At 67.3% G+C, this 21,320-nt stretch carries 24 protein-coding genes; 11 read left to right on the forward strand and 13 right to left on the reverse strand.

The features are described 5' to 3' along the window. The first annotated feature begins 83 nt into the window (after window positions 1-83). Together ACO2Q5_RS05730 and ACO2Q5_RS05735 are read left to right on the forward strand one after the other, a co-directional pair. Window positions 84-482 carry a hypothetical protein gene (locus ACO2Q5_RS05730; RefSeq protein WP_423288817.1) on the forward strand — a complete coding sequence of 133 codons (399 nt, stop codon included), beginning with the start codon at window positions 84-86 and terminating at the stop codon, window positions 480-482. A gap of 30 nt (window positions 483-512) precedes the next feature. Next, window positions 513-1,085, forward strand: coding sequence for a helix-turn-helix transcriptional regulator (locus ACO2Q5_RS05735; RefSeq protein WP_423288819.1), 573 nt, complete (start codon window positions 513-515; stop codon window positions 1,083-1,085). On the opposite strand, the gene ACO2Q5_RS05740 is transcribed toward ACO2Q5_RS05735, so the two are convergent. The 3 genes from ACO2Q5_RS05740 to ACO2Q5_RS05750 all read right to left on the reverse strand — a co-directional run bounded on the left by ACO2Q5_RS05740 (window position 1,039) and on the right by ACO2Q5_RS05750 (window position 3,083). Further along, window positions 1,039-1,428, reverse strand: coding sequence for a group III truncated hemoglobin (locus ACO2Q5_RS05740; protein ID WP_423288821.1), 390 nt, complete (start codon window positions 1,426-1,428; stop codon window positions 1,039-1,041). The genes ACO2Q5_RS05735 and ACO2Q5_RS05740 overlap by 47 nt on opposite strands. A 38-nt stretch (window positions 1,429-1,466) precedes the next feature. Next, window positions 1,467-1,841: a DUF2237 family protein gene (locus tag ACO2Q5_RS05745; protein ID WP_423288823.1), complete on the reverse strand. Its 375-nt coding sequence runs from the start codon at window positions 1,839-1,841 to the stop codon at window positions 1,467-1,469. Between the two features lie 63 nt (window positions 1,842-1,904). Beyond that, window positions 1,905-3,083 carry an FAD-dependent oxidoreductase gene (locus tag ACO2Q5_RS05750; RefSeq protein WP_423288825.1) on the reverse strand — a complete coding sequence of 393 codons (1,179 nt, stop codon included), beginning with the start codon at window positions 3,081-3,083 and terminating at the stop codon, window positions 1,905-1,907. Window positions 3,084-3,269: 186 nt separating this feature from the next. Between ACO2Q5_RS05750 and ileS the strand changes: the two genes are divergently transcribed. After that, window positions 3,270-6,209, forward strand: a complete 2,940-nt coding sequence (gene ileS / locus ACO2Q5_RS05755; protein WP_423288827.1) for an isoleucine--tRNA ligase — start codon at window positions 3,270-3,272, stop codon at window positions 6,207-6,209. A 66-nt stretch (window positions 6,210-6,275) separates the two neighbouring features. Here the strand turns inward: ileS and ACO2Q5_RS05760 are convergent, their stop codons facing one another. After that, window positions 6,276-6,461, reverse strand: coding sequence for a DUF1127 domain-containing protein (locus ACO2Q5_RS05760; RefSeq protein WP_423288829.1), 186 nt, complete (start codon window positions 6,459-6,461; stop codon window positions 6,276-6,278). Window positions 6,462-6,561: 100 nt separating this feature from the next. On the opposite strand from ACO2Q5_RS05760, the gene ACO2Q5_RS05765 reads away from it, so the two are divergent. The 4 genes from ACO2Q5_RS05765 (at window position 6,562) to ACO2Q5_RS05780 (ending at window position 9,404) form a co-directional block, all read left to right on the forward strand. Then, on the forward strand, window positions 6,562-7,461 hold the full coding sequence (locus tag ACO2Q5_RS05765; protein WP_423288831.1) for a LysR family transcriptional regulator: 900 nt from the start codon (window positions 6,562-6,564) through the stop codon (window positions 7,459-7,461). 20 nt (window positions 7,462-7,481) lie between these two features. Beyond that, window positions 7,482-7,931, forward strand: coding sequence for a methylated-DNA--[protein]-cysteine S-methyltransferase (locus ACO2Q5_RS05770; protein WP_423288833.1), 450 nt, complete (start codon window positions 7,482-7,484; stop codon window positions 7,929-7,931). A 73-nt stretch (window positions 7,932-8,004) separates the two neighbouring features. After that, complete coding sequence (locus tag ACO2Q5_RS05775; RefSeq protein WP_423288835.1) at window positions 8,005-8,493, forward strand: ABZJ_00895 family protein; 489 nt, start codon at window positions 8,005-8,007, stop codon at window positions 8,491-8,493. Between the two features lie 74 nt (window positions 8,494-8,567). Then, window positions 8,568-9,404, forward strand: a complete 837-nt coding sequence (locus tag ACO2Q5_RS05780) for an EamA family transporter (protein WP_423288837.1) — start codon at window positions 8,568-8,570, stop codon at window positions 9,402-9,404. 11 nt (window positions 9,405-9,415) lie between these two features. On the opposite strand, the gene ACO2Q5_RS05785 is transcribed toward ACO2Q5_RS05780, so the two are convergent. The 4 genes from ACO2Q5_RS05785 to fsa form a co-directional block, all read right to left on the reverse strand. Continuing rightward, complete coding sequence (locus ACO2Q5_RS05785; RefSeq protein WP_423288839.1) at window positions 9,416-10,120, reverse strand: CDP-alcohol phosphatidyltransferase family protein; 705 nt, start codon at window positions 10,118-10,120, stop codon at window positions 9,416-9,418. A 59-nt stretch (window positions 10,121-10,179) separates the two neighbouring features. Then, window positions 10,180-11,118, reverse strand: a complete 939-nt coding sequence (locus ACO2Q5_RS05790) for a tyrosine recombinase XerC (RefSeq protein WP_423288841.1) — start codon at window positions 11,116-11,118, stop codon at window positions 10,180-10,182. Beyond that, window positions 11,115-11,807: a DUF484 family protein gene (locus tag ACO2Q5_RS05795; RefSeq protein WP_423288843.1), complete on the reverse strand. Its 693-nt coding sequence runs from the start codon at window positions 11,805-11,807 to the stop codon at window positions 11,115-11,117. Before ACO2Q5_RS05795 ends, ACO2Q5_RS05790 begins: the two co-directional genes overlap by 4 nt. 232 nt (window positions 11,808-12,039) lie before the next feature. Beyond that, window positions 12,040-12,693, reverse strand: coding sequence for a fructose-6-phosphate aldolase (gene fsa, locus ACO2Q5_RS05800; RefSeq protein ID WP_423288845.1), 654 nt, complete (start codon window positions 12,691-12,693; stop codon window positions 12,040-12,042). 111 nt (window positions 12,694-12,804) lie between these two features. On the opposite strand from fsa, the gene ACO2Q5_RS05805 reads away from it, so the two are divergent. From ACO2Q5_RS05805 to ACO2Q5_RS05815, 3 genes are all read left to right on the forward strand, one after another. Beyond that, a complete protein-coding gene (locus ACO2Q5_RS05805) occupies window positions 12,805-14,994 on the forward strand; it encodes a primosomal protein N' (RefSeq protein ID WP_423288847.1) in 2,190 nt (729 codons plus the stop codon). A 64-nt stretch (window positions 14,995-15,058) separates the two neighbouring features. Next, complete coding sequence (locus ACO2Q5_RS05810; protein ID WP_423288849.1) at window positions 15,059-15,637, forward strand: nitroreductase family protein; 579 nt, start codon at window positions 15,059-15,061, stop codon at window positions 15,635-15,637. Then, the gene (locus ACO2Q5_RS05815; RefSeq protein ID WP_423288851.1) at window positions 15,634-16,329 is read left to right on the forward strand and encodes an EI24 domain-containing protein; all 696 of its coding nucleotides are present in this window, start codon (window positions 15,634-15,636) and stop codon (window positions 16,327-16,329) included. The genes ACO2Q5_RS05810 and ACO2Q5_RS05815 overlap by 4 nt, the downstream gene beginning before the upstream one ends. A 195-nt stretch (window positions 16,330-16,524) precedes the next feature. Here the strand turns inward: ACO2Q5_RS05815 and ACO2Q5_RS05820 are convergent, their stop codons facing one another. Then, a complete protein-coding gene (locus ACO2Q5_RS05820; RefSeq protein ID WP_423288853.1) occupies window positions 16,525-16,803 on the reverse strand; it encodes a DUF1467 family protein in 279 nt (92 codons plus the stop codon). Beyond that, a complete protein-coding gene (gene mce / locus ACO2Q5_RS05825; protein WP_423288855.1) occupies window positions 16,800-17,204 on the reverse strand; it encodes a methylmalonyl-CoA epimerase in 405 nt (134 codons plus the stop codon). Before mce ends, ACO2Q5_RS05820 begins: the two co-directional genes overlap by 4 nt. A 266-nt stretch (window positions 17,205-17,470) precedes the next feature. Between mce and ACO2Q5_RS05830 the strand changes: the two genes are divergently transcribed. Further along, window positions 17,471-18,205: a response regulator gene (locus ACO2Q5_RS05830; RefSeq protein WP_423288857.1), complete on the forward strand. Its 735-nt coding sequence runs from the start codon at window positions 17,471-17,473 to the stop codon at window positions 18,203-18,205. On the opposite strand, the gene ACO2Q5_RS05835 is transcribed toward ACO2Q5_RS05830, so the two are convergent. The 3 genes from ACO2Q5_RS05835 to aspS all read right to left on the reverse strand — a co-directional run bounded on the left by ACO2Q5_RS05835 (window position 18,182) and on the right by aspS (window position 21,220). Continuing rightward, complete coding sequence (locus tag ACO2Q5_RS05835; RefSeq protein WP_423288859.1) at window positions 18,182-18,901, reverse strand: GNAT family N-acetyltransferase; 720 nt, start codon at window positions 18,899-18,901, stop codon at window positions 18,182-18,184. The genes ACO2Q5_RS05830 and ACO2Q5_RS05835 overlap by 24 nt on opposite strands. A 64-nt stretch (window positions 18,902-18,965) precedes the next feature. After that, on the reverse strand, window positions 18,966-19,439 hold the full coding sequence (locus tag ACO2Q5_RS05840; RefSeq protein WP_423288861.1) for a DUF1993 family protein: 474 nt from the start codon (window positions 19,437-19,439) through the stop codon (window positions 18,966-18,968). After that, on the reverse strand, window positions 19,439-21,220 hold the full coding sequence (gene aspS, locus ACO2Q5_RS05845) for an aspartate--tRNA ligase (RefSeq protein WP_423288863.1): 1,782 nt from the start codon (window positions 21,218-21,220) through the stop codon (window positions 19,439-19,441). Before aspS ends, ACO2Q5_RS05840 begins: the two co-directional genes overlap by 1 nt. Window positions 21,221-21,320 lie beyond the last annotated feature (100 nt).

The raw sequence follows: 21,320 nt of genomic DNA on the forward strand, positions 1-21,320 counted from the left end.
TCCCGGCCCTTGCCGGGGTGCCGCGCTTCGGCGATCCTTGCCGCCGGTTCCGTGCCGCCAATTCCTTGCCCGGGAGGGCGCCCATGCAGCGACGACATTTCCTTGCCGGTCTGGCGGCTTTGGCCGTGGCGGGGCCCGCTTTGGCCGATGATGACACGGTGGATGAAATCCTGCGTGAGCTGGAGGAGGACGGCTATACCGTGATCACGCTCAGCAACACCTGGCTGGGGCGTGTGCGCATCCTGGCGTCGGGGCCGCGGGGCACGCGCGAAATCATCGTGAATCCCGCCACCGGCGAGGTGCTGCGTGATCTGCGGCGCGCCTCCTCGGACAAGGGTGGCGGGGACAAGGGTGGGGGCAGCGGCAAAGGCGGGGACGGGTCGTCACATGGCGGGTCTGATGATGACGACGATTCCGATGACGACGATTCCGATGATGATTCGGATGGCGGCGGTTCGGGGCATGACGATGACGACGACTGACCGTCGCCCCAGCCGGACCGGAGGTGCGGGGTGAGGCGCCGCATCCTTCTAGGTCTGATGTTCCTGTTACAGGCGCTCTGCGCGCTGTTTTTCGTGTCGGACATCCTGTCGGCGCTTCTGGGCCTGCCGCTGCCGCCGCTGCCGTGGGAGCTGCGCGAACTCATGGAGGTGTCGGCCGCGCTTGGCCTTCTGGCGGGGCTGGCGCTTGGCGGGCTGACGCTGTGGCGGGCCATGCAGGGCCGGGCGCGGGCGGAAGAACGGCTGCGCCGCGCCTCGGCCGCATTCATGGACCTGTTGCAGGAGCGGTTCGCCGAATGGGGCCTGACCGCGGCCGAGCGCGACGTGGCGCTGTTTGCGATCAAGGGCCTGTCGACGGCCGAGATCGCCGCGGTGCGCCAGACCAGCGAAGGCACGGTCAAGGCGCAGACCGCCGCGATCTACCGCAAGGCCGGGGTCTCTGGCCGCCCGCAGCTGCTGAGCCTGTTCATCGAGGATCTGATGCGCGAGGACAGCCCGGTCAAGGCGCCGTTGGCGCTGCCTCCGGCCGATGCGGCGGTCAGCGCAGCAGCGGCGGCCCTTCCTGCACCTGAAGCCCGAGGCTGAGCCCGCGGCCAATCCGGTGCGCCAGCGCCGACCATTGCGCCGCCGTTGCCTCGGGCAGTTCGGCCCGCAGCGTGGCATCGAACAGCGCCAGCCATGGGGTGAACATGCCGGGCATCACATTGCCCGCGGCCCGGTGCACCGCCATCGGATTCCCGTCATAGCTGCGTTCATGCAGGATGGCGTTACGCCAGAAGCGGGCGATCTTCGCCTCATGCGCGGGCCAATCGCTCACATGGCGGGCGAAGACCGGACCCAGCACGCTATGCTGCCGCACGCCTGCATAAAAGGCGGCGACCACGCGGTCGATCTGGTCCGGGGTGATATCGAAGCGCGGCGGGATCATGGCTGCATTCTTTGCCGCGCGGAGGCCGGCCGCAAGGATCAGTCGTCGTCGGTGGCGTATTGCCGCAGCACCTCCAGCGGGACGACATAAAGCGTGTTCACATGGGTGGCCTTCAGGCGGATGCGCGGGGCGGCGCCTTCCTCATGCGCCTGAAGGAAGCGGTTGGCGCAGAGGCACCACTGATCGCCCGGCTTCAGCCCGGCAAAGCCGAATTCGGGGCGCGGGGTGGACAGGTCATTGCCCAGATACTTGGACAGCGCCAGAAATTCAGCCGTCATTTCGGCGCAGACCGTGTGCAGCCCGCGGTCCTGCGGGCCGGTGTTGCAGCAGCCGTCGCGGAAAAAGCCCGTCAGCGGATCGCGCGAGCACTCCTCCAGCCGCCCGCCCAGAACATTGACCGAAGGTTCTCTCATGCGCCCCTCCCTCTCGCCGGCCAGCCTGAGCGAGCGGGGCGAAGCGGTCAAGTCCCCGGGCGGTCAACCCTTTGGCGGCCAGCGGGTGGAGGCCAGCGGCGGGATCAGATCGCCCGCCACCAGCCGTGTCAGCACTGCGGGCATCGGCCAGACCTGCGACAACGGCGCCAGCAGATGGTCGCGCACAGGCGGCAACAGGCGCGAACCGGACTGGTAGGCCGGGGTGAACATCGCACTCATCGCCTGATACAGCCGCACATGCCAGCGGCGCAGGCGGGCGTATTCCGTCAGGGCCTCATCACGCGGGCCGCGCAGGGCAAGGGCAAGCGCAAAAGCATCCAGCAGCGCCATATTCGCCCCCTGTCCCAGCTGCGGGCTGGCCCGGTGCGCGGCATCGCCGATGAAGGCCAGCCCTTGGGCATAGGGCCGCCGCAACGTGCCGTGGCCGTAAAGCGCGGGCGTCATCTGTGAACGGTCGGTCAGGGCGGCAAGGAAAGGCGCCAGTTCGGGCCAGAAGGCCGCCGCCTCTGTCTTCCATGCCGCAAAGTCGCTCTGCGGCCAGTCCGCCAGCGCCGCGCGGGGCAGGGACCAGAACACCGCCGCCCGCGGTTGCGGGTCTCCCGGCAGGTGGCCGATGGGCAGGATGCCCGCCATCCGGTCGGCGCGGCGGTATCTTTGCCGCAGCTCATCGCGGGGCAGGGCGGTCTCCGGCCAGGGCACATGGCCCCAGACCGCGCCATAGGACAGCGCCCGCGCCTTCAGGGGCGACAGGACCGACCCCGCGCCGGAGGCATCTATGACCAGATCGAACCGGCCCAGAGGCCCGTCCGCCGTCTCCACCTCCCGGCCGCCAGGGCACAGCGGCACGGCGGTCACGCGGGCGCCCGTCACCAGCCGCACGCCCGAGGCCTGCATCCCCGACCACAGCACATGGAACAGGCTGGCCCGGTGCATGGCCAGCCCCGGCGCTCCCGCGGGATAGCGCACATCCAGCACCGGCCGCCGCCCGGCATGGCCCAGCATGCGGGTCAGCGGCGCGCCCAGCCCCTCGGCCATCGCGCGCAGGTCCAGCGCCTCCAGCACCGCCAGCCCCACCGGCTGCACCACAAGGCCCGAGCCGAGCGGGCGCGGTTCGGCGAACCGTTCCATCAGCGTGACGCGGTGCCCGTCGCGCGCCAAGAGGCTGGCCGCCGCCAGCCCGCCCATGCCTGCCCCGATCACGGCAATTTCCGCCGGTTTCATTGCGCCTCCGCCTCTGGACCGGGACGCGGCGGCGGCCTATAACGCCCGCCATGCCGTATCGCCTTGCGATCACGTTTCGAATTACCGGCCCGGCGCGCTGAATTCCAGCCCGCCGGGTGATGACGCATGGCCGGGCGCCGCCGCGCGCCCCATTCCCCCAAAGCCTGACCGCAAGGACCGCATCCGATGTGCGCCGATACGCCTGAGACCACTGGCCCCGACTACCGCTCCACCGTCTTCCTGCCCGAGACCGCCTTCCCGATGCGCGGCGACCTGCCCAAGCGCGAGCCGGAGTGGCTGGCCCGGTGGGAAAGTCTGGGCATCTATCACCGTCTGCGCAGCCAGCAGGGCCGCCCGCTCTTCGTGCTGCATGACGGCCCTCCCTATGCCAACGGCCATCTGCACATCGGCCATGCGCTGAACAAGACGATCAAGGACATCATCGTCCGCAGCCATCAGATGATGGGCCATGACGCGCGCTATGTGCCGGGCTGGGACTGCCACGGCCTGCCGATCGAATGGAAGATCGAAGAGCAATACCGCGCCAAGGGCCTGAACAAGGACGATGTCGACATCGTCGCCTTCCGTCAGGAATGCCGCAAATTCGCCGAAGGCTGGATCGACATCCAGCGTGAGGAATTCAAGCGCCTTGGCGTCACCGGCAACTGGGACGACCCCTATCTGACCATGGACTTCCACGCCGAAGCCGTGATCGCCGATGAATTCATGAAGCTTCTGATGGACGGGGCGCTCTATCAGGGGTCGAAGCCCGTGATGTGGTCGCCGGTGGAAAAGACCGCGCTGGCCGAGGCCGAAGTGGAATACCACGACCACACCAGCCACACGATCTGGGTGCGGTTTAAGGTGGCTTCTTGTGCCAACTTCCCGGAACTGGATGGCTGCCTGAACACCGAACTGTTGCAGGCCTCGGTCGTGATCTGGACCACCACCCCTTGGACCATCCCGCAGAACCGCGCGGTGGCCTATGGGCCGGGCATTGCCTATGGCCTTTACCGTGTTGATACGGTGGATGAGAAATCCACCGCAACCGTGGATGAGACGCTGGTTCTGGCCGATGCCCTGGCCGACAGCGTGAAGACTGCGGCCAAGATCGAAAGCTGGACCCGGGTCCGCGACGTGGCGGCAAGCGAGTTCGAGGGCGTGATCCTGCGCCACCCCTATGCCGGGGCCGAGGGCGCCAATGGCGAATGGGATTTCGACGTGCCCATGCTGCCCGGCGACCATGTGACCGACGATGCGGGCACCGGCTTTGTCCATACCGCGCCCAGCCATGGCGATGACGACTATCAGATGGGGCTGAAGTTCCGCCTGCCGATGACCTATAACGTCGAGCCGGACGGGACCTACCGCAAGGACCTGCCGATCTTCGGCGGGCAGGCGATCCTTGACCAGAACGGCAAGGAAGGCCCCGCCAATGTCTCGAACATCAAGCAGCTGGCCTATGCCGGCGCGCTTCTGGCCAAGGGAAAGCTGAAGCACAGCTACCCGCATTCGTGGCGCTCGAAGGCGCCCCTGATCTTCCGCAACACGCCGCAGTGGTTTGCCGCCATCGACGTGCCGCTGGAGGACGAGATGAACACCTATGGCCGGACGATCCGGTCCCGGGCGCTGACCTCGATCGAAGAACTGGTGACCTTCACGCCCCCATCGGGCAAGAACCGGCTGCATTCCATGATCCAGAACCGGCCGGACTGGGTTCTGTCGCGCCAGCGCGCCTGGGGCGTGCCGCTGACCTGCTTCGTGAAGAAGGGGGCCAAACCGACCGATGCCGACTTCCTGCTGAAGAACCCACAGGTGAATGCCCGCATCACCGCTGCGTTTGAGGCGGAAGGGGCAGATGTCTGGTATGTGCAAGGATTCAAGGAAAAGATCCTGCAAGGCATCGTCGATCCGTCGGGTTATGAACAGATCTTCGACGTGCTGGATGTGTGGTTCGACTCGGGCAGCACCCATGCCTTCGTGCTGCGCGACCGGGCGGACGGCACGCCCGACGGCATTGCCGATGTCTACCTTGAAGGCACCGACCAGCACCGTGGCTGGTTCCATTCCAGCCTCTTGCAAGGCGCGGCCACCAAGGGCCGCGCGCCCTATCGCAATGTGGTGACCCACGGCTTCACGCTGGACGAGAAGGGCATGAAGATGTCCAAATCGCTGGGCAACACCATCGTGCCGCAAAAGGTGATTGACCAGTATGGCGCCGATATCCTGCGTCTGTGGGTGGCGCAGACCGATTACACCGCCGACCAGCGGATCGGGCCGGAAATCCTGAAGGGCACCGCTGACAGCTACCGCCGGTTGCGCAACACCATGCGCTATATGCTGGGCGCGCTGGAGGGGTTCTCGGAGGCCGAACGCCTGCCCGTCGACCAGATGCCGGAGCTGGAGCAGCTGATCCTGCACCGGCTGGCGGAACTGGATGCCGAGGTGCGCGCGCTTTACCGCGGCTTCGATTTCTCGGGCGTGTTCCAGGCCCTGTTCAACTTTGCCACGCTGGACCTGTCGGCCTTCTGGTTCGATGTGCGCAAGGACGTTCTTTATTGCGACGCGCCGGACAGCACCCGCCGCCGGGCGATGCGCACGGTGATGGACCTGCTGTTCCACCGCCTGACGACGTGGCTGGCGCCGATCCTGCCGTTCACGATGGAGGATGTCTGGCTGTCGCGCCTGCCGGGGGACGAATCTTCGGTCCATTTGCAGGACTTCCCCGACACACCCGCCGTTTGGGCGAACCCCGCGCTGGCCGCGAAATGGAACGCCATCCGTGCCGCGCGCCGCGTGGTGACCGGCGCGTTGGAGGTGCAGCGCACCGCGAAAGTGATCGGTTCCAGCCTTGAGGCCGCGCCGGTGGTGCATGTGGCGGATACCGCGATCCTTGCCGCGCTGAAATCGGTCAGCTTCGCCGATGTCTGCATCACCTCCGGCATCCAGCTGACCGCCGACGCCGAGCCGCAGGAGGCGTTCCGCCTGCCCGAAGTGCCGGGCATCGGCGTGGTCTTTGAAAAGGCTGACGGGCAGAAATGTCAGCGCTGCTGGCAGGTGCTGCCCGATGTGGGCACGCACAAGCATCCGGGCACCTGCGCCCGCTGCAACGCGGCTCTGGGCTGACCGGACACGAAAAAGGCGCCGGAGGGTTCACCTCCGGCGCCAGTCAGTTCCGGGCGGACAGGGAAGTCAGGCCGGAAGGGGAATGCTTTTGCGGGCGGGGACGGCCGGCTCTGCCGGGGGCAGGCCAAGGTGCATGTTCTGCAGCTCGTCCCGGGTCAGCCCGATATCGCGCAACAGATGATCATCCTGCCGCAGCAGCAGGAAGGCAGTGCTGTGACGCAGGTGCAGACCAGCCAGAAAACGGGCGAACATCGGGGCCTCCTTCAGATTGCAAGGCCTTGTCTCATGCTGTTTGACATTTCACCAGTGAATAGGTTTCATGGGTGTCATTGGCAGAATTTATGGGTGTCCCATGTCCATCGCACTGGAAAGCGATCTGATGCGCAGCTTTCTGGCGGTGGCCGATACCGGATCGGTCACGGTGGCGGCGGGCCGTCTGGGGCGGACGCAATCGGCGGTCTCCTTGCAGATCAAACGGCTGGAGGACAGCCTGGGCCAGCCGCTGTTCCAGCGCCTTGCCCGCGGCGTCAGCCTGACCGGGCGGGGCGAACAGCTGGTGCCCTATGCCCGCCGGGTGGTGGCGCTGCTGGACGAAGCGGCCATCGCGCTTCGGGAAAAGCCGCTGACCGGACCGGTGCGGGTGGGCATCCCGGACGAATATTCCGGCACCGTCCTGCCCCGCGCTCTGGCCGCTTTTGACGAACGGCACGAAGGCGTTCAGGTCTCGATCCGCTGCGATTATTCCGCCGGGCAGTTGGCCGCGCTGGAACGGGATGAACTGGACCTCGCCGTGATCTACGACTGGTCCTATGTGGCCGAGGGCGAGATCCTGTGCATCGACCCGACGGTCTGGGTCACCTCGGTCACCCATGACCAGCATCTGCGCCATCCGGTGCCGGTGGGGGTCTATATGCGCTCCGACTGGTGCCGCGATTTTGCCGAGGCGTCGCTGAACCGGCAGGGCATTGCCTGGCGACCGGCCTGGTCCTGCGACATGGCCGGGGGGCTGCGGGTGGCCGCGCGCAACGGCATTGCCATCGCGCCGATGTCGCGCAGCACAATTCCGCCGGGCTGCCGCGAGCTGACGGCGGCGGATGGCTATCCGATCGTCGATTCCTCGCGCGTGGTGCTGCGCCGCAATCCGCGCGGGTCCTCTCCGGCGGTTGAAGGCATGGCCGCCATGCTGCGCGAGGCCTTCCGCCCCATCGCCAGCCGCGGGTCCGAGGGTGGGCCGCAGATGGCAGAACCCTGATCCCGCCGAAAGGAGGCTGCATGACCGCCGCCACATTGCACACCCGGTTCGGTCCCGTCTCGCTGCGCGAGGTCGGGGGGCGGATCGTCGCGCTGGACTGGCATGCCGCCGCGGGCGAGGCCACCGATCTGCAGGCCGAGGGGTTGCGGCAGCTGGCCGAATATCTGGACGGGCAAAGGCAGGTGTTCGACCTGCCGCTGGACTGGGGGCAGGGGCTGCACGAAAGAGTGCGCCGCGCGATGGCGGCCATCCCCTTCGGCGAAACCCGCACCTATGGCGAGATTTCCGCCATGGTCGATGCGCCCGCACAGGCAGTGGGACAGGCCTGCGGGGCGAACCCGATCCCGCTGATCATCCCCTGTCACCGGGTGCTGGGCGCACGCGGCCTTGGCGGCTTTTCCGCCCCCGGCGGGGTGGAGACCAAGGTGGCGCTTCTGCGGCATGAAGGGGCGGCGGGTCTGCTGATCTGACAGGGCGTTCCTGACTTGTGCGATATCCGGGCGGGGCTCAGGCTGTGGCTATTGCCATTGCAGGAGGAATTTCATGGACGACACTGCTGTGCGACCCGATCTGAAGCGGCCGCTTCTGACATTTACGCTGGTGCTGATCGGCGGACAGGCGCTGCTGATCCTGCTGGAAAGCCTGTTTCCGGGCCTGAAGATTCCCGACAGCCTGAATCTGATCGTCACCATCGCCGGGGCCATCATTGCGGGCCGGGGCTTCGCGCAGCGCCATCTGCGCGCGCCGGACAAACGGGAAGCCCTGCGTTTCGGTCTGGCCGCCACGGTGGTATCGGCGCTGCTGGCGCTGGTGACGCTTTGGATCCTGTTCCGCATCTATGATCTGCCGCTGACCATGGAGAATCTGGCGCTTGGTCTGGGCGGGGGCGATTCCAGCCTGACAGGATTTCTGAGGGACTGGCTCTGGGCGATCCTTGCCTTCGGTCTCCTCCTGACCTTCGGTCTGACTGCGGCGGGCCTGTCGTCCGGCGCGCGGGGCTGGCTCAAACGGCAGGCGAAGGCCGCGCGCTGACCACGCCGGCGGCCTTGCGCTAAGCGGCAGTGGATTGTAGCTCTGCCCTGACGGATTTGTGACAGGCGGGCAAATTGAGCCTTGGCGTCTTTCTGGCGGTGATGGCCGCAGCCTTCCTGCATGCTTTGTGGAATGCCCTGATCAAGGTCGGCACCTCCAAGGTGGGCGGCATGGTCATCCTGTCGCTGGTGGAAATTCCCATCGGTCTGGCGGTGGTGGCCTTCACCCCCGCCATCAACCCGGCGGCCGTGCCTTGGGTCATCGCCGCCGGAGCCACGCATTTCTTCTACAAATTCTTCCTGACCTATGCCTATGACCGCGGCGATCTGAGCCGCGTCTATCCCATCGCCCGCGGGGCTGCGCCAATGCTGGTCACGCTGGTGGGGATTTTTGTCCTGTCCGATGCGATGACCGGGCTGCAATATGCAGCCATCGCCGTTCTGGCTGCGGGCATCCTTCTGATGGCGCGGGGCGTCTTTACCAGTGGGGAGAACCGGCGCCTGCTGCCCTTCGCGCTTGGCTCTGCCCTTGCGACCGCGACCTATACGCTGATCGACGGCATGGGCGCGCGGGTGTCGGAAAGCCCGGTGGCCTATGTGGCCTGGGTCTTCGTGGCGGACGGGCTGTTCTTCGGGCTGGGGATGATCCTCTTGCGCGGGGTGGATATCCTGCCGCGCGACCGCAAGGCGTGGCTGATGGGCAGCTTCGCCTCGGCCGCCAGCTATGGCGCCTATGCGGTGTCGATCTGGGCGATGACGCTGGCGCCAATCGCGCTGGTGGCGGCGCTGCGCGAAACCTCGATCCTGTTTGCCGTGCTGATCGGCTGGCTGGTCTTTGGCGAAAGGATGAGCGGCGAAAAGGCCCTCGCAGCCGCGGTGATCGTTCTGGGCGTGATCCTGACCCGGATCTGAGCTTTTCGGGATCAGCGCACCCGGCGGATGCCTTCGGGGATCACCTGCTGCACGATGCCCACCAGCATCAGATAAAGCGAGGTCAACACCAGCCCCCAATGGGCAAGGCTGCCTTCGGTGAAATCGACCCAGGCCGCCCATCCGGCGAAAACCACCCAGGCGATGGAGACCGGAAGCGAGACGTTGCGCCAGCGTTTCGTCCGGGTCGGGTGGATGAACTTCAGATTGGTGAACATCGCCAGTGTCAGGAAGATGACCACCACCAGCGTCACGGTCTGCGACGGATGCACCGCGAACAGCACCAGCACCACCATGTTCCAGCAGGCCGGAAAACCGGCAAAGCTCTTGTCCTTGGTCTTCATCCGGGTGTCGGCGAAATAAACGACCGAGCCATAGGTGATGGCGATGATCGCCAGCCAGCCGGTCCAGCCGCTGAGAAGGCCGTATTTGAACAGGGCAAAGGCCGGGATGAAGACATAGGTCAGATAATCGACGATCAGGTCCATCAGGACGCCGTCATAGGTCGGCCAGTTCTTCTGCGTCTCATACCGCCGGGCCAGCGGGCCGTCGATGCCGTCGACGATCAGCGCGACGACCAGCCAGAGGAACATCAGGCTCCACTTGCCCTCGACAGCGGCCAGCATGGCCAGCATCGCCAGAACGGCGCCGGTGGCGGTGAAAAGGTGAACGGCAAGGGCCTTGAGACGATCAGACATGCCCCGAGTCATGACCCAAACGCGCGGCTTGTGCAATCCGTCCTTCGGTCGGGTTGGCCTTACGGGGCCGCCGGGCGGGCGCGGGGATGGGCTGCCGCATAGGCTTCCATCAGTCGGGCGGCATCCACCGCGGTATAGGCCTGCGTCGTCGACAGCGAGGCATGGCCCAGGAGTTCCTGGATCGCCCGCAGATCGCCGCCCGCGGACAAAAGGTGGGTGGCAAAGCTGTGCCGCAGTGCATGGGGCGTGGCCGTGGCGGGCAAGCCCAGCTGCAGCCGCGCCTTTTCCATCGCCAGCTGGATGATCCGCGGATTGAGCGGACCGCCGCGCGCGCCGCGGAACAGGGGGCCGTCCGCGGGCAGGTCCCAAGGGCAGAGACGCACATAATCCGCGACCGCCGCGCGGGCCGCGGGCAGGGTCGGGACGATCCGGGTCTTGCCGCCCTTGCCGGTGATCCGCAACACCTCGGGCAGGGGAACGGCGGTGCCGGTCAGCGACAAAGCCTCGGAAATCCGCAGCCCGCAGCCATACAGCAGCGTCACCACCGCTATGTCGCGCGCCTGCTGCCAGTCGTCCCGCGCCTGTTCGCCCACCGTCTCCAACATGTCGGCCGCGCCCGTTTCGGTCAGCGGGCGGGGCAGGCGGCGGCGGTATTTCGGCCCGCGCGCCGACAGCAGGACCGTCGCCTCCGCGCCCTCCCGGTCCGCCACCCAGCGGGTGAAGGTCTTCACCGCCGACAAGGCCCGGGCCAGCGACCGCGACGACAGGCCCCGCGCGCGCTCATCGGCCATCCAGGCCCGCAGGTCGGTGGCGCTGGTCTTCAGCAGCGGCGCCAGCCCCGCCGCGCCGCCCTGATGCCGCGCCAGAAAGTCCAGAAACCGCATCACATCGCGGCGATAGGCGTCCAGCGTAAGGGGAGAGGCGCCCTTCAGCGCCGACAGCTGCGCCAGCCAGTCCGCCAGCGCGTCGCGCAATTGCGGCGACAGCGCAGTGGTCACGACAGCCAGCGGCGCATCGTCCGCTCGAACACGCCGCCGAAGAAGGCCAGCAGGTCGCCGCCCTGCGTGGCCTTGAACTGATGCGGATCCTCGGCCCCAAGCGCCAGCATGCCGGGCAGGCGCCCCGCCCCGAAATCCAGCCGCAGCAGCGCCTCGGACCGGACAAAGCCCGCGCGGTCGCCATACAGCGCATCGCCTTCGGGCATGGTCTGGCGCAGGGTGACCGGGCGCAGCGGAATGTTGCGCCCGCCCGCCAGATAACGGCCGACAAAGCCCGGCTCGGCCACATGAAGCACATCGCCCAACCGGCGCAGCGCGGGAAACTCGCCCTCCTGCCGGGTCTCCAGCACAAGCCGCACGCAATCCACCCGCAGCGTCGCCGCCACATCCCCCGCCAGAACCCGCAGGAAATCCTCGAAACTCAGCGGGTCCAGCATCTGCAGGATGGCCCGGTGCACCTGATTGGTGCCGGCAAGGTTCTCATAGGCGGCTGCGATCACCGAACGGTGGGTGTCCTCCAGCCGGTCCAGCCGGCTTTCCAGCCGCTGCATGGCAATGCCGCGCAGATCGACGATGTTCGCCCCCATCGCGCGTTCATTCGCGGCGACCAAGGCGTTCATCACATCGCGGTCTTCCAGCAGCACTTCCGGCTCGGCCAGAATGCGGTCGCGGAGGTCAGGTTCGATCATATGCGGCTGCCCGGTTCGTTTCTGATGATTTTCGGGCGACTATAGCGGAAAATGAAAAGCGCGCGGAAGGAATTTTCCCGCGCGCCCTGTCAAACCCTGCTCTCTGTGGCCAGCCTGCGCTGCCTCCGGCGGGGATATTTGAACAAAGAGGAAAGCCAATTCCAGTTTGCCCAAATATCCCGGGGGTGAGGGCGAAGCCCGAGGGGGCAGCGCCCCCTTGCGCGGGGTGGGATCAGAGGATCTTCTGCCCGGTCTTCGCCCAGTCCTTCATGAACTGGTCCAGCCCCTTGTCGGTCAGGATGTGGTTCGCCATGCCCTTGATGACCGAGGGCGGCGCCGTCATCACATCGGCGCCGACCAGCGCGCATTGCGAGGCATGGTTCGCGGTGCGGACCGAGGCGGCAAGGATCTGGGTGTCGAAGCTGTAATTGTCATAGACCTGCCGGATGTCGGCGATCAGGTCCATGCCGTCCAGATTGATGTCGTCCAGCCGGCCGATGAACGGGCTGATGAAGGTCGCGCCCGCCTTGGCGGCCAGCAGCGCCTGATTGACGCTGAAGCACAGGGTGACGTTGACCATCTTGCCTTCGCCTGACAGCACCTTGCAGGTCTTCAGCCCGTCCCAGGTCAGCGGCACCTTTACCGCAATATTCGGCGCGATCTCGGCCAGTTTGCGGCCCTCGGCGATCATCTCGTCGGCGGTCAGCGCGACGACTTCGGCCGAGACGGGGCCTTCGACGAAGGAGCAGATTTCCTTGGTGACCTCCAGAATGTCGCGGCCCGATTTCAGGATCAGCGAGGGGTTGGTGGTCACACCATCCACCATGCCCAGATCGTGCAACTCGCGGATCGCATCCACATCGGCGGTATCGACGAAGAATTTCATGGCGCTCTCCCTTTGCGGCCAGAGGGGGTGGAGATAGGCGGTCGCGGCGGGTATTACCGCAGACGCGCCCGTTGCGAAAGGGCGGGCTGCGGAGAAATGTGAGCGCAAACGGTGACCGAGCGGGTTTTCGAAGCCGGAGAGATCGTCGGCGTCCTGACGACCGAGCCGCTGGGCCCGTTCCTGGACTATCGCGCGCCCGACGGCGGCTGCGGCACCGGCGATTTCGTCGAGGTGCCCTTGGGCCCGCGCCGGGTGCTGGGTGTGGTCTGGGGGCCGGGCGAGGGCAAGTTCGATCCCGCCCGGGTCCGCCCCATCGCCCGGGTGCTGGAGGCCCGGCCGATGCGGCCCGAGCTGCGGGCCTTTTTGCAGCGCGCGGCGGATTACACGCTGACGCCCTTGCCTGCGATGCTGCGGCTGGCCACCCGGGCGCCGGGGCTGTTCGAGGGGCCGGGCAGCCGCAAGGTCTATCGCCTTGCCGGGCCGGTACCGAACCGCCTGACCGACGCCCGCGCGCGGGTGGTGGAGGCGCTGCGCGACTATGGCGGCGCGGCAGTCACTCTGGGCGAGCTGGCCGAGGCCGCGGGCTGCGGCACCGGCGTGGTGAAGGGGCTGGTCAAGCTGGGCGTTCTGGCCGAGATCGAGGCGCCGCGCGATCTGCCCTATGCCCGGCTGGACCCCGCCCGTGCGGGGACTCTGGCCGGCGATCAGGTCGCGGCGGGCGATGCGTTGGTTCATGCGGTGGCGCAGGAGGCCTATCAGGGGTTCCTCCTGAAAGGCGTGACCGGATCGGGCAAGACCGAGGTCTACCTCGAGGCCGTCGCCGAGGCGCTGCGCCGCCGGCGTCAGGCGCTGGTCCTTCTGCCGGAAATCGCGCTGACCGCGGATTTTCTGGCGCGTGTCGAGGCACGGTTCGGCGCGCGGCCCGGCGAATGGCATTCGGGCGTGACCCAGACCGAGCGGCGGCGGCTGTGGAAGATGGCCGCCACTGGCGACGTGGGGCTGGTCGTGGGCGCGCGGTCTGCGCTGTTCCTGCCGTTTCAGGACCTTGGCCTGATCGTCGTGGATGAGGAGCATGACACCTCCTACAAGCAGGACGAGGGCGTCTTGTATAACGCCCGCGATATGGCCGTGTTGCGCGGCGCCATTCTGGGCTGCCCGGTGGTGCTGGCCTCGGCCACGCCCAGTCTGGAAAGCTGGGCCAATGCCGAAGCGGGGAAATATACAAGGCTGGACCTGACCGCCCGCTATGGCGCGGCGGTCATGCCCGGCATGCGGTCCATTGACATGCGGGCCGAGACTTTGGCCCCGAACCGCTGGATTTCGCCCACCCTCGCACAGGGAGTGGAGGCGCGGATCGCTGCCGGAGAGCAGGCGCTTCTGTTCTTGAACCGCCGCGGCTATGCGCCCGTTACGCTGTGCCGCGCCTGCGGCCAGCAGGTCGCCTGCGACCATTGCGATTCCCGGATGGTGGAACACCGTTTCCAGCAGCGGCTGGTCTGCCATGTCTGCGGCGAGACGAAGCCGATCCCAACCGCCTGTCCCTCCTGCAAGGTGGAGGGCAAGATGGCCGTCATCGGTCCGGGGGTGGAGCGGCTGGCCGAAGAGGTGGCGGAACGCTTCCCCAAGGCGCGGCTTGCAGTGCTGTCGTCGGATCTCTTCGGCTCCTCCCGCGCGCTGAAGGCGCAGATCGAGGATATTGCCGCGGGCGGGGCGGATATCGTCATCGGCACCCAGATCGTGGCCAAGGGGCACAATTTCCCGCTCCTGACGCTGGTCGGCGTGATTGATGCCGATCTGGGGCTGCAGGGCAGCGACCTGCGCGCGGCGGAACGCACGTTTCAGCTGATGCGGCAGGTGGCGGGCCGGGCAGGGCGCGCGGACCGTCCGGGCGAGGCCTGGTTGCAGACCCATCAGCCCGAGCATCCGGTCATCCGTGCCATTCTGGGCGGCGATGAAGAGGGGTTTTGGCGGGCCGAAGCGGCAGAGCGCCGGGCCGCGGGCGTGCCGCCCTACGGGCGGATGGCGGGGATCATCCTGTCCGGCCCCGATCTGGCGCAGGTGTTCGATCTGGGCCATGCACTGGCCCGGGCGGCCGCGCCGCTGCACCGCGCCGGGGCCGAGGTCTATGGCCCGGCGCCCGCGCCGATTGCCCGTGTCCGGGGGCGGCATCGGGTGCGGCTGCTGGTCAAGGCGCCGAAGGCCGCGCCCTTGCAGGCGGCGGTGGCGGAATGGGTAGGGCAGATCAAGGTGCCCTCGCAGGTGCGGCTGGCGGTGGATATCGACCCGCAAAGCTTTTTCTGACGGCCCCGGCTCTGGTATCCGGCGCGGGGGGCGCTTAGCTTCAGCGCCGCAGAAGGAGACGCCGATGCCCGAAAAGAACCCCGCCGCGCTGGATTTTCTGGCCGCGCGCCTGTCGCAGCCCGCGAAGCTGTTCACCCTGCCGGTGCCGGACCGCGCCGCGCTGGAGCCGATCCTGATCGCCGCCCTGCGCGTTCCCGATCATGGCAAGCTGGAACCCTGGCGGCTGATCGTGCTGGGTGCGGAGGATTTCCCCCGGCTGGCCGATCTGGCCGAAGCGCGGGCGAAAGAGCTGGGCGCTGATGCCGAACAGACCGAAAAGGGCCGCGGCCAGTTTGACCGCGGGCTGCTGGCCGTGGCGGTGATCTCTTCGCCCAAACCCTCGGGCAAGATCCCGCTGGCCGAACAGGTGCTGTCGGCAGGTGCCCTGTGCCTGAACCTTGTCACCGTGGCCACGGCGGCGGGCTGGGGGGCGAACTGGCTGTCGGGCTGGCCTGCGCATGATCCGGTGTTCCGCGCCCGCGCCTTTGGCTGCACGGAAGCCGAGACGGTGGCGGGGATCGTCCATATCGGCACCCCGCGCAGCCCCGCGCCGGACCGGCCCCGCCCGGTGCTGGAGCATGTGGTGCAATGGGGGCTGCGGTGATCTTCACCAGCTTTCTGGCGGCCTTCGCGCAGATCTGGGATCCGCGTTTCCTGAGGGTGCTTCTGACCGGGCTTGCGCTTTCCATCGCGCTGCTGGTCGGGGTCTATGCCCTGTTTCTGCTGAGCATTGCTGCCCTGACGCCGGATCAGATCACGCTGCCCTTCCTTGGGGCGGTGGACGGGCTGCATACGCTGCTGGGCTGGGCCTCGCTGTTTTTCATGCTGGGCCTGTCGGTCTTTCTGATGGTGCCCGCGGCCGCGGCCTTTGCCGGGCTGTTCACCGATGAGGTGGCGCAGGCGGTGGAGGACCGGCATTACAGCTGGCTGCCCACGGTACGCCCGCAGGGCTGGGGCGAGACGCTGAAGGCTTCGGTCAACCTGATCGGGCTGATCGTCCTTGTGAACGTGGGGCTCTTGCTGGCGCTGCCCTTCACCGCAGGCTTTGCGGTTCCGGTCTGGTATCTGGCGAACGGGTTTCTGCTGGGGCGGGAGTATTTCACCATGGTCGCGCTGCGGCGCATGACGCCCGAAGCCGCGCAGGAGATGCGGCGCCGGAACGGCATGACCATCTGGATCGCGGGCACGCTGATGGCGCTGCCCCTGTCGGTGCCGCTGGTCAACCTGCTGGTCCCGGTGGTGGGCACGGCCACCTTTACCCATATCTTCCACAGGCTTGCCGCGGCAGGCCGGTAGCCGCGCGCTTTCAGGACGCTTGTGGAAACCCCGGAGGGCTTCGCGCCCTCCGGACCTCCCGCGGGATATTTATGAACAGATGAATGGGGCGCGAGTGCCCCGGGTCTGTTCGCCGCGGGGCGCCCTGCCGGGGCGCCCAGAGGGTTTCGGGCGGCCCGCAGCATGCGTTCAGACGGAGGGTTCCGCCCCCGCGGATCAGCCCGCGGGGCGGTTCAGCACATTCAGGAAGTCGATATCCTCGATCCCGATCCAGCCCGACAGGATGATCCCGGCGATCACCGCCCAGATCGCGGTGGCCCAGACCGTGGCGATTTTCGCGCTGCGGCCCACATCCTCGGTGGCGGGGGCACCTGCGGGGGTGCCGGGCACCACTTCTCCGGTGTCACCCTGGGTTTTCGTGCGGATCTGCAGCACGATGTAGAAGGTCAGGAACCAGATGACGGCATAAAGGACGACGGCGCCGGTGAGGTTCATACCTGTTCAAGCTCCACGAGGCAGCCGTTGAAATCCTTCGGATGCAAGAACAGCACCGGCTTGCCATGGGCGCCGATCTTCGGCTCTCCGGTCCCGAGGACGCGCGCGCCCTGGGCCTTCAGCCGGTCGCGCGCGGCAAGGATGTCTTCCACCTCATAGCAGATATGATGGATGCCGCCCGCCGGGTTCTTCTCCAGAAAGCCCTTGATCGGAGAGGCCTCGCCCAAGGGGTAGAGGAGTTCGATCTTGGTGTTCGGCAGTTCGATGAAGACCACGGTCACGCCGTGATCGGGTTCGTCCTGCGGGGCGCCGACCTTCGCGCCAAGGGTATCGCGGTACTGGGCCGAGGCGGCCTCAAGGTCGGGCACGGCGATGGCGACGTGGTTGAGGCGTCCGATCATTTGCGGCTCCTGTAGGGGCGTGTTCGCGCCGTTATGCCGGTGCGGGGGCGGCCGGGCAAGGGGGCGACAGGTCGCATGCGGGGCCGGGCAGGGTGGATACTGCCGGGAGAGGGTGTCTGATTGGGGCAGGGGTGATGTGGCTTCAGGGGGCGGACGGGGCGGTTATGCCTGTATCTCGCCGTCTGCGGTGCCCGGAGGCGGGCGTTAACGCGGTCTTCACCCTTTGCGGCCCAGACTGGCGCATCCCTTTTTGACGGAGCGCGGCCATGCCCCGACCGGATTCGGTTCCCGATCCCGCCACCCTCTCGCCGTCTGAGGCCGGGCCGGGCAGCAGCCTGCCCCTGCGGGGGCTGACCGTGCTGGCGGTGGAGGACAGCCGCTATGCCTCGGACGCGCTGCGGCTGATGTGTCAGCGGTCCGGCGCGCGGCTGCGCCGGGCCGGGGATATCGCCGCGGCGGAGACGCATCTGCGGCTTTACCGCCCGGATGTGGTGATCGTGGACCTCGGCCTGCCTGACGGGCGCGGGGAGGATCTGATCGCCCGTCTGGCCGCGGCGCGGGGATGGGCGGTGATTCTGGCCACCAGCGGTGATCCGGCCGGGCAGGCCGCGGCCCTTGCGGCGGGGGCCGCGGGTTTTCTGGAAAAGCCCTTGCCCTCGCTGGCTGCGGTTCAGGCGATGATCCTGCGGCACCTTCCTGATGCGCCGCTGCGGGCACCCGCGCAGGGCGGCGCCGTCACACCGGACCCGCTGGCGCTGGCCGATGATCTGCGCGCGGCGCAGGCGGTGCTGGCGGGCGATCCTGGCGCGGCGGAGCGGGCCTGGATCGAGGGGTTTCTGGCGGGTATTGCGCGGCAGACCCGGGATGGCGGGCTGGCCGCCGCGGCGCGGGGCCTGCGCGAACCGGGCAGCCCCACGGCGCGGCTGGCGGGGGTGCTGGCGGACCGGATCGCCCGCGGCGCGGGCTTTGGCCCCGGTTCAGCCCTGCAGGGCCGGGTCTGAGGTGACGCGGACCAGCCGGGTCAGATCGGACAGCCGTTCCTTCTGCCGTCCGGTCGCATCGAAATTGGTGGATGAGAACCACGCGGCAAAGGCTTCTGACAAGGCGGGCCAGTCGCCATCGGTCACCGCAAACCATGCGGTGTCGCGGTTGCGGCCCTTGACCACCGCGGCCTGCCGGAACACGCCTTCATAGCTGAAGCCCAGCCGTTGCGCCGCGCGGCGCGAGGCCAGGTTCAGCGCGTTGCATTTCCATTCATAGCGGCGATAGCCCGCGCGGAAGGCCCAGTCCATCATCAGCCACATCGCTTCGGTCCAGATGCGGCCGCGCTGAAGTTCTGGCGCGATGCAGATATGGCCGACCTCGATGGCGCCATTGGCCGGGTCGATGCGCAGAAAGCTGGCGATGCCGCCGCAATGGCCGGTGGCGCGGTCGCGCAGGACAAAGAACCGCGGATCCTCGCCCGCCTCACGCTCTTTCGCCCAGCGGTGATAGGCCGAGGCGGATGCGAAGGGGCCATAGGGCATGTAATCCCACAGTGCATCATGGCCGGAAAAGGCGCGGAACAGATCGGCGGCATGAAGGTCGGCGGACAGGGGCTCCAGCCGCACGCTGGCCCCCTCCAATGCGTCAAGGGGCGGGCGGGGCGGCGGGGTCCAGCCGGTCACAAACCTGCCCAGTCGGTCCGCCTCGTCCATGGTACCGTCCTTTGTTGTCCGGGGTCAGGCTATGTGCGCCGCGCGTGCGCCGCAAGTCCGGCCCTCAGGCGTCGAACCGGAAGCCCGGGGCATAGAGATGGAAACCGTCGAAATCCGCCTTGCCCAAGGCCACGCCCGCGGCCCGGAGCGCGGCATAGCCCATGGTGACATGAAAGAAAAAGTTTGGCAGGCCATAGAGATAAAGGAAATCCTCGGCGGTCTGCCGCAATTCGGCCTGTCCGGCGATATGGGTGATCACGCGGGCCTCGGCACCCTCGAACTCCGCCGGTTTCATCGCGCCGAGCAGCGCACGCGCCACCGCCAGCCGGGGGCCAAGCGCCTGCGGCAGGTCCGGCACCTCTCGCCCGGCCAGCGGGCAGGCGATGCGCAGGGAAAAGCCCGCCGCAGTGGCGAACTGCTGGCGGGCCGGGAAGGCGTCGGCGATCTGGTGGTCCAGCGCCTCGGGTCCCGCGATGGCCACCATATCCGCAATGCGGGAGAGGTAGTGGCGAAAGACGGGGACCGTGGCCTGATACATCAGCTTTCCTTGGGGATTACCCGCAGGTGCAGCTCGCGCAGCTGCGTGTTGGTCGCCTCGCTGGGGGCGTTCATCAAGAGGTCTTCGGCGCGCTGGTTCATCGGGAACATGATGACTTCGCGGATGTTGGTCGTGTCGGCCAGCAGCATGACCAGCCGGTCGATCCCCGCCGCACAGCCGCCGTGGGGCGGTGCGCCGTATTTGAACGCCTTGACCATGCCGCCGAACCGCTTGTCCACCTCGCTGTTCGGATAGCCCGCCAGCTCGAACGCCTTATACATGATTTCCGGCTTGTGGTTGCGGATGCCGCCCGAAATCACCTCATAGCCGTTGCAGGCTAGGTCATACTGGTAGGCATAAACGGCCAGCGGATCGCCGTTCAGCGCCTCCAGGCCCCCCTGCGGCATGGAGAAGGGGTTGTGGCTGAAGTCGATCTTCCCCTCATCCGTCTTCTCATACATCGGGAAATCGACGATCCAGGCAAAGCGGAAGCAGTCCTTCTCGGTCAACCCGAGCTCACGCCCGATCTCGTTCCGCGCGCGGCCCGCGACGGGTTCGAACACCTCGGCCTTGCCGCCCAGGAAGAAGACGGCATCGCCTTCCTTCAGCCCGAGTTCCGTGCGGATCGCCTCGGTCCGCTCCGGCCCGATGGCCTTGGCGATGGGACCGGCAGCCTCGGTCGAGCCATCCTCGGCCTTGCGCCAGAAGATATAGCCCATGCCCGGCAGGCCTTCTTTCTGGGCGAAGGCGTTCATGCGGTCGGCGAATTTGCGGCTGCCACCCGTGGGCGCGGGGATGGCGCGGACCTCGGTGCCTTCGTTTTCCAGAAGGTTGGCAAAGATCGCAAAGCCCGAGCCGCGGAAGTGGTCGGAGACATCCTGCATCTTAATCGGGTTGCGCAGGTCGGGCTTGTCTGAGCCATACCATTTCAGGCTGTCGCGATAGGCGATGCGGGGCCAGTCGCCATAGACCTTGCGGCCTTTGCCAAAGTGTTCGAACAGGCCCTGCAGCACCGGCTGGACGGCGGCGAACACGTCATCCTGCGTGACGAAGGACATTTCGATGTCCAGCTGGTAGAAGTCCGTGGGCGAGCGGTCGGCGCGGGGGTCTTCGTCGCGGAAGCAAGGCGCAATCTGGAAGTAGCGGTCGAAGCCCGCCACCTGGATCAGCTGCTTGAACTGCTGCGGCGCCTGCGGCAGGGCGTAGAATTTGCCGGGATGCAGGCGCGAGGGGACGAGGAAGTCGCGCGCGCCTTCGGGGCTGGAGGCGGTGATGATCGGCGTCTGGAATTCGTTGAACCCCTGATCCCACATCGCATTGCGCAGCCAGCGCACCACATTCGACCGCAGGATCATGTTATCGTGCATGCCCTGACGGCGCAGGTCGAGGAAGCGGTAGGTCAGCCGGGTTTCCTCGGGGTATTCGGTTTCACCGAAGACGGGCAGCGGCAGGTCGCCGTCCACCGGGCCCAGGACTTCGATATCAAGGGCATAGACCTCGATTTCGCCCGTGGGGATCTTGGCGTTCACAAGGCTGGCGTCGCGGGCCTTGACCCGGCCGTCGATGCGGATGACCCATTCCGAGCGGACCTTTTCCAGCGCGGCGAAGGCCGGGCTGTCGCTGTCGGCCAGCACCTGGGTGATGCCGTAATGGTCGCGCAGGTCGATGAAGAGGACGCCGCCATGGTCGCGCACCCGATGGACCCAGCCCGACAGGCGGACCGTTTCGCCCACATTGGCCTTGTTGAGGCCCGCACAGGTGTGGCTGCGATAGGCGTGCATCTTCGTTCCCCTTCCCGAGGCTGTTCGTTCCGCGCCGATAGAGCGAAGCGTTTGGGCGAAGTCAAGCCCGCAAGGCCGGCGCAGGGGTCCGCCCTTGCGG

The sequence above is a fragment of the Neotabrizicola sp. VNH66 genome, assembly GCF_049445895.1.
Taxonomy (GTDB): Bacteria; Pseudomonadota; Alphaproteobacteria; order Rhodobacterales; family Rhodobacteraceae; genus Pseudogemmobacter.